Annotated in this window: 15 protein-coding genes; 7 read left to right on the top strand and 8 right to left on the bottom strand. The window is 37.9% G+C overall.

Annotated features, from left to right (window positions below; genetic code table 11):
• The first annotated feature begins 204 nt into the window (after window positions 1-204).
• The gene (locus tag ACM03V_RS25865) at window positions 205-1,650 is read left to right on the top strand and encodes an ATP-binding protein (protein WP_414623672.1); all 1,446 of its coding nucleotides are present in this window, start codon (window positions 205-207) and stop codon (window positions 1,648-1,650) included.
• A gap of 59 nt (window positions 1,651-1,709) precedes the next feature.
• Here the strand turns inward: ACM03V_RS25865 and ACM03V_RS25860 are convergent, their stop codons facing one another.
• From ACM03V_RS25860 to ACM03V_RS25850, 3 genes are all read right to left on the bottom strand, one after another.
• On the bottom strand, window positions 1,710-2,660 hold the full coding sequence (locus tag ACM03V_RS25860) for a glycosyltransferase family 2 protein (protein WP_414623671.1): 951 nt from the start codon (window positions 2,658-2,660) through the stop codon (window positions 1,710-1,712).
• 259 nt (window positions 2,661-2,919) lie between these two features.
• Complete coding sequence (locus ACM03V_RS25855) at window positions 2,920-3,669, bottom strand: PEP-CTERM sorting domain-containing protein (RefSeq protein WP_414623670.1); 750 nt, start codon at window positions 3,667-3,669, stop codon at window positions 2,920-2,922.
• 530 nt (window positions 3,670-4,199) lie between these two features.
• Entirely contained in the window at window positions 4,200-4,856 is a 657-nt protein-coding gene (locus tag ACM03V_RS25850; RefSeq protein ID WP_414623669.1) for a PEP-CTERM sorting domain-containing protein, read from the bottom strand.
• Between the two features lie 423 nt (window positions 4,857-5,279).
• On the opposite strand from ACM03V_RS25850, the gene ACM03V_RS25845 reads away from it, so the two are divergent.
• A complete protein-coding gene (locus tag ACM03V_RS25845; protein ID WP_414623668.1) occupies window positions 5,280-6,476 on the top strand; it encodes an argininosuccinate synthase in 1,197 nt (398 codons plus the stop codon).
• 130 nt (window positions 6,477-6,606) lie between these two features.
• Here ACM03V_RS25845 and ACM03V_RS25840 read toward each other — a convergent pair whose 3' ends face one another.
• Entirely contained in the window at window positions 6,607-7,239 is a 633-nt protein-coding gene (locus ACM03V_RS25840) for a DedA family protein (protein ID WP_414623667.1), read from the bottom strand.
• Window positions 7,240-7,853: 614 nt separating this feature from the next.
• Between ACM03V_RS25840 and ACM03V_RS25835 the strand changes: the two genes are divergently transcribed.
• Window positions 7,854-8,207, top strand: a complete 354-nt coding sequence (locus ACM03V_RS25835; protein ID WP_414623666.1) for an STAS domain-containing protein — start codon at window positions 7,854-7,856, stop codon at window positions 8,205-8,207.
• Window positions 8,208-8,930: 723 nt separating this feature from the next.
• On the opposite strand, the gene ACM03V_RS25830 is transcribed toward ACM03V_RS25835, so the two are convergent.
• The gene (locus ACM03V_RS25830) at window positions 8,931-9,488 is read right to left on the bottom strand and encodes an Npun_F5560 family protein (RefSeq protein WP_414623665.1); all 558 of its coding nucleotides are present in this window, start codon (window positions 9,486-9,488) and stop codon (window positions 8,931-8,933) included.
• Window positions 9,489-9,789: 301 nt separating this feature from the next.
• On the bottom strand, window positions 9,790-10,137 hold the full coding sequence (gene rpsF / locus ACM03V_RS25825) for a 30S ribosomal protein S6 (RefSeq protein ID WP_414623664.1): 348 nt from the start codon (window positions 10,135-10,137) through the stop codon (window positions 9,790-9,792).
• A gap of 462 nt (window positions 10,138-10,599) precedes the next feature.
• Here rpsF and ACM03V_RS25820 point away from each other — a divergent pair, with 462 nt between their 5' ends.
• Window positions 10,600-11,382, top strand: coding sequence for a fumarylacetoacetate hydrolase family protein (locus ACM03V_RS25820; protein WP_414623663.1), 783 nt, complete (start codon window positions 10,600-10,602; stop codon window positions 11,380-11,382).
• 53 nt (window positions 11,383-11,435) lie between these two features.
• On the opposite strand, the gene ACM03V_RS25815 is transcribed toward ACM03V_RS25820, so the two are convergent.
• Window positions 11,436-11,912 carry a Tic20 family protein gene (locus ACM03V_RS25815; protein WP_414623662.1) on the bottom strand — a complete coding sequence of 159 codons (477 nt, stop codon included), beginning with the start codon at window positions 11,910-11,912 and terminating at the stop codon, window positions 11,436-11,438.
• A gap of 81 nt (window positions 11,913-11,993) precedes the next feature.
• Window positions 11,994-12,191 (bottom strand): hypothetical protein, encoded by a 198-nt coding sequence (locus tag ACM03V_RS25810; protein ID WP_414623661.1) that lies wholly within the window; start codon window positions 12,189-12,191, stop codon window positions 11,994-11,996.
• Between the two features lie 556 nt (window positions 12,192-12,747).
• Here ACM03V_RS25810 and glyA point away from each other — a divergent pair.
• The 3 genes from glyA to ACM03V_RS25795 all read left to right on the top strand — a co-directional run bounded on the left by glyA (window position 12,748) and on the right by ACM03V_RS25795 (window position 17,030).
• Window positions 12,748-14,031 (top strand): serine hydroxymethyltransferase, encoded by a 1,284-nt coding sequence (gene glyA / locus ACM03V_RS25805; protein WP_414623660.1) that lies wholly within the window; start codon window positions 12,748-12,750, stop codon window positions 14,029-14,031.
• Between the two features lie 304 nt (window positions 14,032-14,335).
• A complete protein-coding gene (locus tag ACM03V_RS25800) occupies window positions 14,336-15,385 on the top strand; it encodes a glycosyltransferase family 4 protein (RefSeq protein WP_414623659.1) in 1,050 nt (349 codons plus the stop codon).
• 697 nt (window positions 15,386-16,082) lie between these two features.
• Entirely contained in the window at window positions 16,083-17,030 is a 948-nt protein-coding gene (locus ACM03V_RS25795) for a hypothetical protein (protein ID WP_414623658.1), read from the top strand.
• Window positions 17,031-17,349 lie beyond the last annotated feature (319 nt).

The following is a 17,349-nucleotide window of genomic DNA, read 5'->3' as shown; positions in this document are numbered from 1 at the left end:
CTGTTTTTAATTGAGAACAAACAAAACTAAGCTTAAACTTTAAATTGTCACTTTATTTATTAATAGGACTTACGCAAAGCCCCCCTTCAAAAGGGGGGTTGGGGGGATCTTAACGTTGGGAATACCTAATTTATCGTTGCGGTTGCGTAAGTCCTAATTAAATTAAATTGAATTTAGATATTATTCTATTGGGATTACACATCCATGAATCTACCACCTTTACCTGACAACGAAGAAGATAGACTCCAAGCACTGATCAAATATCAAGTCTTGGATACCGAAGCAGAACAGCAATTCGACGACTTAACCGCAATAGCTGCACACATTTGCGATACTCCGATTTCTTTAATTAGTTTGATAGATACAAGTCGGCAATGGTTTAAATCAAAACTTGGTTTGGAAGTTACAGAAACACCTAGAGAACTTGCTTTTTGCGCTCATACGATACTTGAGCCGGAAAAGATGTTAATAGTACCTAACGCTCTAGAAGACGAGCGATTTGCGGATAACCCGATGGTAAAATCCGATCCTAACATTAGATTTTACGCTGGCGCACCTTTAATAACCCCCGATGGATTTCCTCTCGGTACATTATGTACTATCGATAACAAACCGCGAGAACTCAGCCCCGAACAAATACAGGCTTTACAAGCTCTAAGTCGTCAAGTAATTAGTCAATTAGAGTTAAGAATTAATCTAATTAAATTAAAGCAAAATATAACTCAACGCGAGCAAGTAGAGCAAAATTTACGCAATACAAATAAGCAGTTAAATCAAACTTTAGATAAATTAAAACAAACTCAAGTTCAACTTATTCACAGTGAAAAAATGTCGAGTTTGGGTGAAATGGTTGCTGGAATCGCTCACGAAATAAATAATCCGGTAACATTTATTTCTGCAAATCTCAGTTATGTAAATACTTATGTTCGTGACTTACTTGATTTGCTATCTCTTTACCAACAGCACTATCCCAATCCTCATTCCGACATCAAAGATAAAGCTGAAGACGTAGATACTGATTTTTTAGCTGAAGATTTGTCTAATATCTTATCTTCAATGAATACAGGAACAGAACGCATTCAAAATATTGTTTTATCTTTACGTAATTTTTCTCGATTAGATGAGTCTCAGAAAAAACCTGTTGATATTCACGAAGGTATAGATAGTACGTTATTAATTTTGCAACATCGACTCAAAGCAACATTAGAACGTCCCAAAATAAAAATTATTAAAGAGTATGGCAAGCTACCACAAGTAGAATGCTATGCAGCACAACTAAACCAAGTTTTTCTATATCTATTATCGAATGCAGTTGATGCTATTGAAGAAAAGTTTTATCAGAAAACAGAGACTATACATTTAGAAAGTAATATTCTTAAATTACCGACAATTCGTATTCGTACTGATATTTCCCCCGAAAATCATCTTTTAATAATGATTGCTGATAATGGGATAGGAATTCCAGAAAATATTCATTCCAAAATATTCGACCCTTTCTTTACAACTAAACCAGTAGGAAAAGGAAAAGGTTTAGGACTATCAATAAGCTATCAAATTATAGTTAAAAAGCATAATGGCAATCTCAAATATCGAACTAAAGATGGACAAGGTACCGAATTTTTAATTGAAATTCCGATAAAAAATAACTAAAGGTTCGTAGTAAGGGCTTAAGCCCTTCCATCCCAGGACGCGCATTCCTTACTACAAACCTAACTAAACTTCTGTTCTTTTTTCGCTTCCATATAAGCAGCGTAAACACCTTGAACGTTATACCAATTCAAGAAAATTCTCGCGACTTCTAAAGCTAACTGCGGTTTCCCAGATTTAATTAATCGTCGTAACAAAGGAGCCATTGTCCGCTCGTTTAACGTACCATTCAGCGAAAGAACACCCCAAAGCAAACGGTGTAACCAAGTCATTTGAATCATCATTCGCACATTCCAAGTCGGATGCTTTTGATAAAACAAAACTCCCATTCGTCCCCGCTGAATTTCTTTATCAATTAAATTAGGGATTTGCTCTAAATTAAAAGCTGGATGCCAATGATAACCCACAGCTTCAGGACATTTAATTAACTCTAAACCCAAATTTTTGAGCCTTACACCTAATTCTAAATCTTCCCAACCATAAAGTTGAAAACCAGTATCAAAAAGTCCGGCTTTCTCCAACCAGTGTTTGGGTATAGCAACATTTCCTGTCGCAAAAAAAGCAGCGGAATAATCGGTTAATTTATACGGTTCCGAAGTTGGATTTTCAAAGTTCGCGGTGTTAATTACCGCACCATAGGTAAAAAATCTATCATTCCCTAACTTCTTCTGCCCCTGAGTCAGCGCATCTGCATGAGCTTGAAGAAAAACTTCTGTAACAACTAAATCGCTGTCAATAAAAATAATAATATCGCCTTTCGCTTTTTCTACCCCCGAATTCCGTGCGGCAGCAGGCCCCATATGTGCTTGCTCGAAGGTTCGCACGTGAGGAAAATCTGAGTTGTGTGTTGACAACCATTCTAAAGTTCCATCGGTAGAGCCATCATCTACCAGAACAATTTCGTAATCTGTCACCACAGTATTTTGACTCAAACTTTGTGCCTCTAAAGCTTTGAGACACTTTTCCAAAATCGGCTTGCGGTTGTAAGTCGGAATCACAACACTAAAAAACACAGTTTCACCCCCAACACTATTCCCTTAAAATAGGACAGCTACAACTATACTGCTGTTCCTTACCTTACTCTGGTTACGGAAATTGCGATCTGAGAAATGATACATATGAAAAATAGGGAACAGGGAATAGGGAATGGGTAATACAAGTGTTGGGTTTCACTTCGTTCAACCCAACCTACGTTATAGGTAATCTTTCACCAGGAAGGAAGTAATTATTTCTTTTAGATTTCTTCTTCTGTTCCCCGTTCCCTTTTTTTACTTACCGCTTCAAACCTGCTTTACGACGATTTCGACGCACCATAAAACCAGCACCCAACACTCCCGCAGATAATCCAAAGGCACTTGTTGGCTCTGGAACTGCTTTTGGTGTTTGCACGTTAAACTTCAATGTTGCAATACCTGGTGCGGGAGCATTTCGATCTTCGGGAAGGCGATCGCTCTGCTCGAAAGTTATCTCACCGCTAGCGTTTTCAAATACACCCGTTCCTCCAGTAATGGTTATCACACCTCCACCGCTTACCGTACCTGGAAAGTTTGGATTACCTGGAGGGAAGAAGTTAATTTCAGCCCTGTCATCGGCTTGTCCAAATAACTTATTAGCAGTGTCACCAAAATATATATCGGAATTTACTTCTGGGTTAGCTACTCCTAGTTCAGTACGCCGATTGATAACAGATTGCGGTGGATTTTGTAAACCTATAACGTTGGGATTTGCGTTGAATTGAAATTTTTGATTTACTGGTACTACGTTTCCATTCTCGTCAGTAATAGTTTCTTGAGATACTAATTTTCCGAAAGCATTACTTTCAAATTGAGTCAAACCGAAAGCGGCATTACTTCCTTGAGAAATACCTGAAATTTGAGCGGTAAAAAATCCCGGTTGCTCTTCAATTGGTCTTAATGTAAATAACGTATCGTATGTAATCTCGAATTGGTTATTTACGCTTGTTTGTGCTTTCGCACTTTGTATATTTGAACCAAAAGCCGCACAGGTCAAAGCTACGGTCATTAAACATTTCATTTTTGAATGCATAATTAATAAGTAATATTAGATTAACAGCAGAACGAATTTCGCTTATCTATAAGTTTCAATAAAACTATTATAATTAATATAAACTCATAATATATTAATTTTGAGTTAAGATTATAAAAATACTAAACTTTGATAAAATTTATCGATAAATACTTCAAATAATCGTTAAATAAACTAATTTATAGTTCATCTAATCATCAATAGTTTTAACTTTTTATTTATAAATAAATTACTTGCTAAAACCATTTTAAAAGTACTTAAAGTTACATTTTTTATTTATATTTCTATTTATATTTAAGTTAATTACACCCTACATTTATCCTAAATATTTTAGTTAAAACCATATTTAAAACAGTAAGTTTGCTTTTATATCTTGCACCTAACCGTATTAACAAAGAGAATCTAAAAACTAACAATTAGGAAGTTAGATATAGAATCTTGGTTTGATACCGAGTGATGAAATTACATCAACCTTTATCGGTGCAAGATGTAAAAAGTTTTAAATATTATCGCTTCAAAGTATTTTTGCTTTTCTTACGACGCAGAAACAAACCAGCCCCTACAACTCCCGCAGCAAGCCCAACAGTGTGTGATGGTTCTGGTATTTGATGGGGAACTTGGAAAGAACCCCTTATAACAGCTTCACCTAGAATCGGAGCAGTTGGATTTGGATCGAAATCGCCGTTTTCTGTAAAGTTTAACGTCCCCCTAGCACCAGCAAATCTACCCGCGCCTCCAGTAATATTTATAGTACCTTCACCCGATACCGTAAAGGTTTGAAAATCAAATAAAGCTGTAACTTGACTAAATCCAGACAGTTTATCATCACCACTACCAAAGTATTCTTCTGTAAGGAAAGGAAAAAATGTCGGATCTAAATCTAAATCTTCCGGATTTGCGCTGAAGGTACCTACACCAGTCTCAGGGTTAATCCGACTATAGTTTTCGCTAATAAAGTTAGTTAAACCGTAAGGAGCATTACTGTTTGTACCTGTTACAACGGCTTTAACAACATCTGAATTAGGAATCGGTGTAATATTTACTTCTGTGTCATAAACAACATTAAATGGAAATGTGGTATTTGCGGCAGCCCTTTGTGTATTCGATCCGATGCTCAAGCAAGTTAAAGCTACTGGAATCAACCATTTAATTTGCATACCCATGATTAAATAAGCCTTCTTTACGCTGACAAAAAATATTAGATTAAGAAAACACCAAGTTTCGCTTATTTATCATTATTTATGAAAATACTGAAAATAATATAAATTTTATGTATATTTTTATTGCTTCACTGACAAGAAAATTACTTAACTTTTATGACAAGTAAGTTAAAATACTTAATTTATAAATTTACAGGAGCAGCAACTATTTTTGTTAGCAGCAGAAACTTAGTATTTTCAGTTTTTATACTTTTATCTCAATTCATCAAGACTGCATTTATGCTGAATATTTTAGTCACAACAATACTGAAATAAGTATATATACAGTCTGTAGAAAATACTGAATTAGTATAAATACTGAGGAGAATATACCTAAATTAATAAGATAATAAACAATCGTCGTTCTACAGCATTGAGAAATAATTCATGGGTCGCGCCAAAAAGGTTGTCTTAGCATATTCTGGTGGAGTAGATACATCAGTGTGTATCCCCTACCTCAAACAGGAGTGGGGAGTGGAAGAAGTAATTACTCTCGCAGCAGATTTAGGTCAAGGTGAAGAATTAGAACCAGTTCGTGAGAAGGCTCTCAAGTCTGGTGCAAGTGAATCCCTAGTGGTGAATGTTCAAGAAAGCTTTATTAAAGATTATGCTTTCCCCGCTATTCAAGCTAACGCTATCTACGAAAATCGTTATCCTTTGGCAACTGCTCTTGCACGTCCGTTAATTGCCAAAGCATTGGTAGAAGCAGCCGCAGAATACGGAGCCGATGCGATCGCGCACGGTTGTACTGGTAAAGGTAACGACCAAGTTCGTTTCGACGTAGCTGTTGCGGCTATGAATCCCAATCTGAAAATACTGGCTCCTGCAAGGGAATGGGGCATGAGTCGGGAAGAAACTATTGCTTACGGGGAAAGTTTTGGTATTCCCTCACCAGTAAAAAAATCTTCCCCTTACAGTATTGACAAAAACCTACTTGGTAGGAGTATTGAAGCTGGCCCTCTAGAAGATCCATCATACGAACCCCCAGAAGAAATCTATGAGATGACAAAGGCGATCGCCGATACTCCCGATCAACCAGAGTACGTCGAAATCGGTTTTGTTAGAGGTATTCCGGCGACTCTCAATGGTGAATCCAAAAACCCAATTGAACTGATTGCCCAACTCAACCAACTGGTAGGAAATCACGGTGTAGGGCGCATCGACATGATAGAAAACCGTTTGGTAGGGATCAAGTCGCGAGAAATCTACGAGTCTCCGGCAATGGTGGCATTAATTCAAGCACACCGCGATTTAGAAAGTTTGACTTTGACGGCGGATGTAACTCATTACAAGCGGGGCATTGAAGACACTTACAGCCAATTAATTTACAACGGCTTGTGGTTTAGTCCGCTCAAAGCCGCACTTGATGCCTTTATTCAAAAGACACAAGAGCGAGTTTCTGGAACCGTGCGAATGAAACTTTTTAAAGGTAGTGCGATCGTTGTTGGCCGTCATTCAGATAGTTCCCTCTATAATCCTGAGATGGCAACTTATGGCGCAGAAGACAAATTCGATCACAAAGCTGCTGAAGGGTTTATTTACATTTGGGGAATGCCTACTCGCATTTGGTCTCAGCAGAAATAATTCGTAATTATTATGGGAGTAGGGAGCAAGGAGTAGTTAGGAGTTAGGAGTTAGGAGTTAGGAGTTATGGTTATAAACAATCCACATCACCCCATCCCCTTGTCTCCCCATCCCCTTGTCTCCCCATCTCCTATTCCTCAGTCGTTATTTCTTCAACCTGCCGCGACTCTAACCATAAAGGTATAGCGATTACAGCAACAAGAATCAGTAATGCTAAAATCGCAAACTGACCTACCCATTGCACCATTTGTTCTAAAGAGACTACTTTGCCAGCAAAGAAAGCCAATGAAACCATTGCGCCAGCCCAAGCACCTGCACCTAAAAAGTTGTATAACATGAATTTAGCAAAAGGCATTTCGGCTATACCAGCTAATGGAGCCGCGAAAATTCGTAATAAAGCAAAAAATCTGCCAAAGAATACGGCTTTAGCAGCGTTTTCGCTAAATTTATCTTTTATGCCCAAAACTTTGACTTCAGAAATTCTCAATAATTTTGCTAGACGCATTAGCAATGCCCAACCACCGATTCGACCAATCCAATAGCCGCAAGTTCCGCCAATCGCAGCACCTGCTGCTGCATCCCCTACAACCAACCAGTAATTGAGTTCGTTGTTGCCAGCTAAAAAGCCGCCTACCAAAGTTACAGTTTCACCTGGAAGCGGAACGCCTAAGTTTTCTAATAAAATTCCTACAAAAATTGCCCAATAGCCGTATTGATGAGCAACTTCCTGAATATTCTCCAATGATATGAAATCGAGAGACATCCAGCCTAAACCTATTTATATAATTTTACATTTCTACATATTGACTCTTTTCTACTTAAGGTGTCAATTAAGTAAATGGTTATCTACATAACAGCAATATCTATCTCAATCCGGAATTTTTATCAAAATCGGTTACAATACATACATAGTAATTATCTATACTTTTTTCCTTAGTCATAATTACATTAAATGTTCCTAGTCCATTTTTGCTTTAGTACTCCTGGTAATATACTTTTACTAAAAAAAGCGCAGGACTAGTTTATTTTTTAGCTGTATAAAATAAAACTAAATATTTGACTAGACGTTTACCACAACCTTACAATTACTATCATCTATAATAAAAAATTTATTAAAAATTCATAAAACTCTGAGATAATTATAAAAATTTTGTAAAAGAAGCGGTTGTTACGGAAAAACCAAATCGCTTATGCCTATACTGAAAATTGTTTGGACAAATGATACGGCATAAATACCGACTAAGTTTGTCTCAATTGTACTACCCAAATACCCATTTTAATATCTAGGTAAAAGTGGTAAGTTTCCAGTTGAGAGAGAAGTCGTATTTGTGTCTGTTTTTGTTTTTTCTTGAGTATTTCAACTATCCAGTTAAATTTATGACTTTCACACTAGAACGTCAAGTTACTTTGTTTAAACCCGAAGGCCGTATGGACTTGCAGGGTGGAAATGCTTTGAGTCAACAGATAAATCGGGTTGTACCCGCCCCGCAACAACTGTGGGTTATAGACTTAGGATTGGTCGATTTCATGGACAGTTCTGGTTTAGTCAGCTTGGTTAAAGGACTTAAAACAGCACGTCAACATAATTGTCGTTTAGTTCTTTGCAATGTGACGGCTCCAGTTCGGTTGGTTATCGAGCTTACTCACCTAGATTCTGTTTTTGAAATTTTCAATACTTATGAAGACGCTCTGAGTGTTTTAGAAAACAAAGATTTGCCTGTAGCCGGCTAAATTTTTATTTTCATTAACTCGATCTTCTTAGCTGTGGAAGTCCATTCTTGATTGCAGCAAGTTATTTAATAACGAAGCCGAACTCAACTTTTGGGCTAGCAGGCTCTGCGAATCTCTATCAACCGCCATGCAATCTTGCGCGATATCTTTAAACTAACTATGCTCAACAGTTGCCTCGCAAGCGTTGTTGAGTTACTGAAGCTATTCTTAAATATGTAAGTAATGGAAGAATTTACCTGGAGAAATAAAACTGAAAATTTTTAGTTCCGATCGTTTTTCCTAAGTAATTCTTCACTTTCTTACACTTTTCTTACTGTTATTTTATTTTTTATTTTTAAAGGATTTAATACGCGGGCCTTTTTTTGGCTACAGCCGTACTTAGTACACTAACAAGCACAGTAAAAAAAAGGAACGGGGAACGCTGGATCTGCAATGGAAGCAGTATTAATTCTTAATATTCAATCAAAAATGTAATTCTCTTTATTTAGCAAAGGTTATGAGCTTTTAACCGATATCCTTAGCATACTAGGTACGGTTATCAGCTTTTTTGCTAAAAAACAATTATCGATCAATAATTCTGGCTAAACTGCTTTGATAAACGGCGAGATTTTAGATTTCGGGTTATAAGAAAAGATGATGCAGGAATTATCCTCGTCATTAATAGCACGAATTGCGTACAATCCATAACTTAATTGGTCAAATCGCACGCCGTATGCATTTTAACTAAGCGTTTGGCACAGTAGAAATGTTGCCTGGTGGATTAGGGCGAGGAAATGAAGGCAAGTCAATACCACTATGGGAAGCGGTACGAGATTTCAAGGCTAAGCGGTAACTTACGCTTTGTAATTCCGCTTGCAATTGACGGTTTTCTTGTTGCAGTAGTGCTACCTTTTCTCTTACCGGCTCCATCCGCTCCTCGAACTTTTGACGGTAAATTTGAGGTAGTTCTTGCACTACTTGCTCTAACATTCTGCTACGATCGGTTAATTCCTGAACCGACTGACGGAGTTGATAAATTTCGCTATCGCGAGTGCTAATCTGCTCTTGGTAAAAACCTACCTGTTCTTCTACTGCTTGTAATTGTTCTCGTAAAGCATTTAACTCAACAGAATGACGTTCGGAAACTTCTGGCTGGGGCATAAAATCGGTATTACCCTTTACCAGTCTGAACAGTTCTTGAGATAACTGCTGCACTAGTTGATCCCGAAGCTGCAATTCTTGACGCAACTTCGAGACTTCAGTAGAGAGAGCTTGAATGGTGGAGTTATCTGTTTGGCTCACAGTGTCTTACAATTTACTGAACGGAATCTTTTCCACGCTTAGAGGTAAGTATCTGTTAATGTAACATTCCTAGCCGTAATGGCAAGGGGCAAAGACGTATATTTTTTTTACTTTTTTTAAAGATTAAATTTTATTAACGCCTTTATTGTTCACAAGCCCAAAGAAACCGGGTTTTTTGACGTTAAATATGATTTCTAATCAATAAATCTATTTAATTGCAAAAAATCCGGTTGACTATGGCTCATGAAAAGATAACTTACCTGTCATCTAAGATAAAACAACCCTCACCGAAAGAAGAAAACTATCTTTCTTGAGCTATTGCAGCAGCCGATGTTTCCTCATCTGCTGTCTCTTGTTCTGCTAAATCCTGCTTAATAGTCAAATAACGAATTACTTCTTCGCTCAAGCGCATAGCACGTTCCATTGGAGCAATAGTGCTACCAACAGCAGAATAGTTCATCTGGACATAAACTCCATCCCGATGTTTGTTAATCTCATAAGCTAGACGACGCTTGCCGCGATTTTGAATTTCTACGTTTTCAGCACCGTTTTCCTTAATTATATTCTCGTACTTAGAAATATTTTGCTCGACTTGCTCGTCTATCAAGTCAGGGCGCAAAATGTACATTGTCTCGTAATTTGTAGCCATCGGTTTTAATCTCCTTTTGGACGTTTGGCTGCTAATGTCACAAACCTATCGATCTAGCAACGGATTGCGATACTCAAGGGGCGTAAGCAAACATTTTGAGCAGCAAGGAATTATAATCTTACCAGTTTTTGATTTTGATTGAAGAAACTTTAAAAATCTGCTTTATCACCGTAGTTGCTTTTCGCAGAAGCCCTGTTTTATGCCTGCCGAAGATCCAAACACAACCTGTAGAAGAGAACTTTGTACCCTTGGTCTGGTAATGTAATTTCTTTATCTCAAAATATCTGTAATGGACAATTGACTTGTGCGATCTATCTATGAATTAAAGAATTAAATTTTACACAAACAGGCGGCTTTATTGGCTAAACTATCTAAGCTTTGCTCGCGGCATAAAAGAAAGATGACATTTGTGTAAACAATCAACGAGCCTAAAAAATATCTAAAAGGAAGTAATCTACTATTATGGCGCAGCGGTATGTGCGAGTTCAAAATACTGAAGGGATTATCTACTACGGTTTGCTGCATCTGGATCTTAACGTCCAAGTCCTTGATGCTCCTCCTTGGTTGCAAGGGCAGCCGACGGATTTAATATTGCAACCAGATAGCTACTTAATTCTAGCTCCTTGTTTTCCTTCTAAAATTATTGCGGTGGGTAAAAATTATGCCGATCATGCTGCTGAAATGGGTACAAAGGTGCCAGAAGAACCTCTAATTTTTCTCAAACCACCTACTTGTGTTATCGCTTCAGAAGCCGAAATTCAATATCCGGAAGTCACCCAGCGGGTAGATTATGAAGGAGAATTAGCGCTGATTATTGGCGAATCGGCAACTAAATGTACTCCAAAAGCTGCTGAGACTAAAATCTGGGGCTATACCATTGCTAATGATGTGACAGCAAGAGATTTGCAAAAACGCGATGGACAATGGACTCGTGCTAAAGGTTTCGATACTTTTTGTCCTTTAGGGCCGTGGATTGTTAGAGAAGTAAGTCCCGGCGCTAGATTACAAACTTTTTTGAATGATGATGAAACTCCCGTTCAATCTGCCTGTATCGACCAAATGGTGTTTTCTCCGGAGACTGTAGTGTCTTACATCAGTCAAGTAATGACACTACTGCCGGGAGATATAATCCTAACAGGTACACCTTTAGGAGTCGGACCATTAAATTGTGGCGATCGCGTTCGTATTGAAATAGAAGGTATCGGCCGTTTAGAAAATACTGTCGTAGCTAGTAAACCACAGTAAGCAAAAATAGACAGCGAACGCGATACCGAGAGCGCATATTGACACTTACTGTCTTAGCGTACCTGCATATGAACCGCATCAGAAATTGCGGGAATTTCTGCATAACGACCCATGATAGTTTGAGCTACAGAATATACAACGGCTACTACTAAGCCAATAAATATGGTATTAGCTAAAGTTTCTGTAGCAAAATCCGCACCCGGAACTGGATTTAAAATATCTACTAGAATACGGCATAAAAATAGAACAATGTCTAAAAGGATAGCCTGCATTGTATTAAAGCGAATAAAATGAGGGATTTTCTCATTCCGTACTACCAACATAAATAAAGCGAAGAAAATGACTAACCCAGCAAAAGGTATGCCATTATAAATTGCTAAGAGAGGTAAAATCGGAATGAAAATTATTCTCAAAGGTGGAAACTGGGATAATAAAAAGCTACCAAAAGCTATCCCTTCAACCAAGGGAAGTAAATAAGGTAAACAAGCAAAAATTCTATCTTTAACAGTTGTAGAACCGCGCCAAGCCATTCTGCGTTCTCCTATGTTTCAATTACACTGACCGCATGAACCTAGGATAACGCAGAAACGAGGGTTTTCGTCTCAATTGCACTATTCTATATTGGCAATGCGGAAGCCCATTATACACTCATGCCAATCTGGTTGTTTTTCAGTAATTTTGCTTACAGCCTGTCCGCAGCCCAATTTACCATCATACCAGCGTGGTTGACCGCTTTTGTCGGCAAGAACGCAAGACTTGCAAACGCCTTGAGGGGCAATAAGTTGCTCTTTTATTAAAATTACTAACATTATAATACCCGTTTAAATGAGTCTGGATTTTAACTATAATTTGTCCGACGACTAAAATTTATATTGATTTTATTTTGGTTTTTTGAAAAAGATTTGACAAATAATAGTTATATTTTATACTTTCCGCTTGGAGAAGATAAATATCGATGGCGATTGTTTGATTTTTTTTGTTCGGAAAGTAGATATATTTTTATTTTATGGTTTAAAGATAAAAGCGTTACTAAGTTTTAGTAAAAAGTAATACATAAAGTTATCCATCGAGTTTGGGGATACAAGTACTTATGCCCACCAGAGAATTTAATATTTCGTTTAGATAGGTTGGGGGGAACAGGGAATAGTAAACAGGAAACGGTTATATCACTGAGCAGTAAATATTATCCCGTGGATGACAGATATTTTTTTTATAATTTGTATCGGGCTTGGAGCGCAGTCAATTACCTGTTGATACCTCCTTGAATTATTAGCGGGAAAAGACATAGAATTTTCTTGCGGTGCGATCGCCTTCGTTTTTCGAGGGAGTTGAACGCGCAACTCACGACATCAAGATAACTTAACAGTGACTAAAACTAATTCAGATTTCCTTGCAACTTCTGACCCTACAGTGGCAGAGTTAATTAATGACGAACTAAAGCGTCAACAAGATCATTTAGAGTTGATTGCTTCAGAAAACTTTACTTCTGCGGCTGTACTAGCTGCTCAAGGTTCGGTACTGACGAATAAATACGCTGAAGGATTACCAGGCAAGCGTTACTACGGCGGTTGCGGAATAATCGATAAAATTGAGCAGATAGCCATCGACCGTGCTAAACAGCTATTTGGCGCAGCTCACGCCAACGTCCAGCCCCATTCTGGAGCGCAAGCCAATTTTGCGGTATTCCTAACTTTATTGGAACCGGGCGACAAAATCATGGGAATGGATTTGTCTCATGGGGGACACCTTACCCACGGTTCGCCAGTAAATGTTTCTGGTAAGTGGTTTGAAGTTTGTCATTACGGCGTTAGTCAAGAAACAGAACAGCTAGACTACGAACAAATCCGCGAGCAGGCGCTAAGGGAGCGTCCAAAGCTCTTGATTTGTGGATATTCGGCTTATCCTCGCGTAATTGATTTTGAAAAATTCCGCAGTATCGCCGATGAAGTTGGTGCTTACTTGTTAGCGGATATTGCTCACATCGCTGGTTTGGTAGCAGCCGGACTTCATCCAAATCCCGTTCCTTATTGCGATGTAGTGACTACAACTACCCATAAAACTTTACGCGGCCCCAGAGGTGGTTTAATCTTGACTCGCGATGCTGACATGGGCAAAAAGTTTGATAAATCAGTTTTCCCCGGTACCCAAGGTGGCCCATTAGAACACGTTATTGCTGGTAAAGCAGTAGCATTTGGGGAAGCTCTCAAACCAGAATTTAAAGATTATTCTGCTGCTGTAATTGAAAATGCCCGTGCTTTAGCCAATCAATTGCAAAGCAGGGATTTAAAAATTGTCTCCAACGGTACAGAAAATCATCTTATGCTCGTGGATTTACGGTGCATTGGCATGACTGGTAAAAAAGCAGACCAGTTAGTGGGCGATGTAAATATCACTGCGAATAAAAATACAGTTCCTTTCGATCCAGAATCTCCTTTTGTCACCAGTGGTTTAAGACTCGGTTCTCCTGCTATGACAACGCGAGGCATGGGAGTAGCAGAATTTACTGAAATCGGTAATATAATTGCCGACCGTTTGTTAAATCCCGATTCAGACAAAATTGCTGAAGATTGTCGCCAACGGGTAGCTGCTTTATGTAAGAGTTTTCCTCTATATGAGCATATTGGAGTTCCCGTAGCAGCTTTGGCATAAATGACCTAACCCCCAACCCCTTCCCTATGAGGGAAGGGGAGAAAGATAACAAATTCCTCCTTTTCCACCAGGAGGTTTTTTAATGCCCAATTTCCTATTCCCTATTCAGCATAATTACTGACATATAAATGTGGTAATTACTCATCTCGACTCACCAATTCTTTATCTAAAATTCTAAATGTATTTAAAAATGTATCGTTCTTATGCTGACAACTATATAAATCTTGGTAGTAATAGAACAATGCGATTTTCTACTCAATATATTTTATCTATTTGTCTTATACAGTAAACGAGCGGTTTTTTTATGCAGATGCTACCTGCCCAGATTTATCATGTGATAGCTTTCTTATTAGCTGCTGTAGTGGTTCTCTGGACTACTCCTGATGTCAAAAATATTGGTATAAAAAGCGGACGTTTGGATAAACCTTCGGAGCGAAAAGTTCATCAAAGTCCTATGGTGCGTCTTGGAGGAGTATCAATCTTCGCAGGTACTGTTATTTCTTTATTAATGGTTTGGTGGTTGGGTGGATTTGGATTTTTACCACCCGATAAGGAATGGCAAATCTGGGGTGTAACTCTTGGTGGTTTGGCTTTTTTCCTGATTGGTTTAGCTGATGATTTATTCAATTTGTCTCCTTTGGTACGCTTGCTAATCCAAACTTTAGTAGCTAGTTGTGCGTGGAAAGCAGGAGTGAGCATTGATTTTATCAGCATTCCTACGGGAGGATTGATTCATTTGGGTTGGTTGAGTTTACCCATCACTGTTATTTGGCTGGTGGGTATGGTAAATGCAATTAACTGGATTGATGGTTTAGATGGTTTGGCTGCTGGCGTATCTGGAATTGCGGCGATGGTAATGTTGATTGCCGCTTTATTTATGCAGCAGCCAGCGGCAGCTTTAATCGCCGCAGCCCTTTCTGGAGCTACGTTTGGATTTCTCCGTTATAATTTCAATCCCGCGCAAATTTTTATGGGAGACGGAGGTTCTTATTTTATTGGATTCACTTTAGCTTCGGTGGGAGTAATTGGTTTGGTGAAAATACCTGCCGTGACTGCGGTTTTGTTGCCATACGTCATTTTGGCAGTACCGATTGTGGATATGTCAACTGTAATTTTAGGGCGAATTTCACAAGGTAAATCGCCTTTTCTTGCTGACAAAACTCACCTGCATCATAGATTGCTAGAAGCTGGTTTATCTCATAGATTGACAGTTTTATTTATTTATTCTTTAACATTGTGGGTTGGAAGTCTGGCTTTAGCTATTGCTGGTATACCAAGCGGTACTGTTTATGCTTGTGGTAGCACTTCTTTACTGAGTTATACTTCTTGGCATGCTTGGAGAAAAGTACGTTAATTATCTTAATAATAATGGGAGGGAACTGAAGACGAAATTTGCGCCCCTCATTAACTTCGTTCCCTGTTCCTTATTTATATATTTCTTCACTACTATTTAAAATTCAGTATATTAACGCAGGCAAGTTAAGATTTATTATCTTTTTAAAAGTAATATTTGATACTGTATATTTAGGTTTATTATTCTTAATTATTGATCCAGGACTTACGCAACCGCAACGATAAATTAACTATTTCAGCCGTTTAGATCCCCCCAACCCCCCGCTAATTTGGGGGGCTTTGCGTAAGTCCTATGATCGATATAAAGACTTTACGGGCTTCTAAGAGGATGTAAGAATGCGTCAATAACTATACTCGGAACTTCTCTCCAAACCTCTCTCCTAGAAGGAGAGAGGCTTTGAAACCCCATTCCCTCATAGGGAAGGGGGGCAGGGGGGTTAGGTTTCCGAGGTACCCGAAGTAAAACATAATACTTTTCAGGCATCCTCTAAGATAAGTCTTCATCACCTTTTCACAAAAATAACAATAGATGCGAAGAAATAATAAAGCTAGTATCTTTTTGTCGCATTATTTACCCTTAGAGAATAAGATTACCATAGATACCTGTCTAATTTTATCCTTGTAGCTCAGAACATCTACTGACTTCAATAAAAAAACATTTTACAAAAATGCTGTAGAACAGTCATACAAAAAATATTATGGTTGATAAATTTATCATCTCGACAATGCGATCGCAAATGTACGACCATTGTTATGAGAACTATAAAGGTTTGACTAAAAATCCTAAATGGCTTTTAATGCGTAAGATTAGCAGATTTCAGGCTGGAAGAATTATGATGAAATATTTATCTCGCAGTTCTGGTTTGTCACATCAATCTTACGATCAAAATAATTCTTTTTTCAATCAAATCGATCTAGATGAAGCTGTTACACAACTTAATGAAGTTGGTTTTTATTTAGGCTTGCAGCTACCTAAAAGACTGGTTGAAGAAATTGTCGAATTTGCTAAGAATACTGTTTGTTACGGTAATCGAAAATCACAGCTAGGATTTTATTACGACCAAAAAAGAAAAGCACAAACTCAATCGGAAAAAGAGATAAAAGTTGCTTGCTACTTCAATACGGCACAACTTTGTCCTGCTATTGCTAAATTACAAAATGATTCGCAGTTATTAGCGATAGCAGCTAGATATTTAGAGAAAGAACCTATCCATCAAGGAAATCAGCTTTGGTGGAGTTTTGCCGGAGAATCATCTGACTGGGAACGCAGACAGAATGCACAAATGTTTCATTATGATTTAGATGATTATAAATTCTTAAAATTTTTCTTTTATTTAACCGATGTAGACAATACAAGCGGTCCTCATATTTGCGTCCGTGCTAGTCATAAACACAAAAAACTTTCTCATGTATTGCTACGCAAAAGAGAAGAAGATAAAGATATTATCGATTATTATGGTAAAGACAATATTGTAACTATTTGCGGTAAGGCTGGTTTTGGATTTGTAGAAGACCCGTTATGCTTTCATAAAGGACTAACTCCCACTCATAAAGACCGTCTTTTATTACAAATAGAATTCGCTACAACCGATTACGGAATGCAAAATGATAATAGAGACAATTCTACTCTTCAAGTTTTGAATTAAAGGTAATGGGGAACAAGATAATATCTTCTAAGAAACCCGGTTTTTTGAAAAAGCGGGTTTATCCATTACTCCGGGATTTATTTTTATTAAAGCTTGGAAATAATCGCGAGTTTTTTTTTATAGCTGTTGATTTTTCGTGGCGAAATTGAGGTTCTTTACGGTTATAGCAGATTGATTTTTGCTCAAAATCGCGCTCGTAATGCCATTTACCACTCTTAAGCACTAAATAGAGATATATTGCATTATTCTCCCCAAGGTATCGTCGCCTCTAACAGCAATTGTGGCAACTGCTTCCAAGTCTCAATTTATGAAACAAGGA

This window comes from Calothrix sp. CCY 0018 (genome assembly GCF_963920925.1).
Classification (GTDB): domain Bacteria; phylum Cyanobacteriota; class Cyanobacteriia; order Cyanobacteriales; family Nostocaceae; genus Rivularia.
The sequence above is the reverse complement of the archived record's forward strand: the minus strand, read 5'-3'. Positions and strand labels throughout refer to the sequence as shown.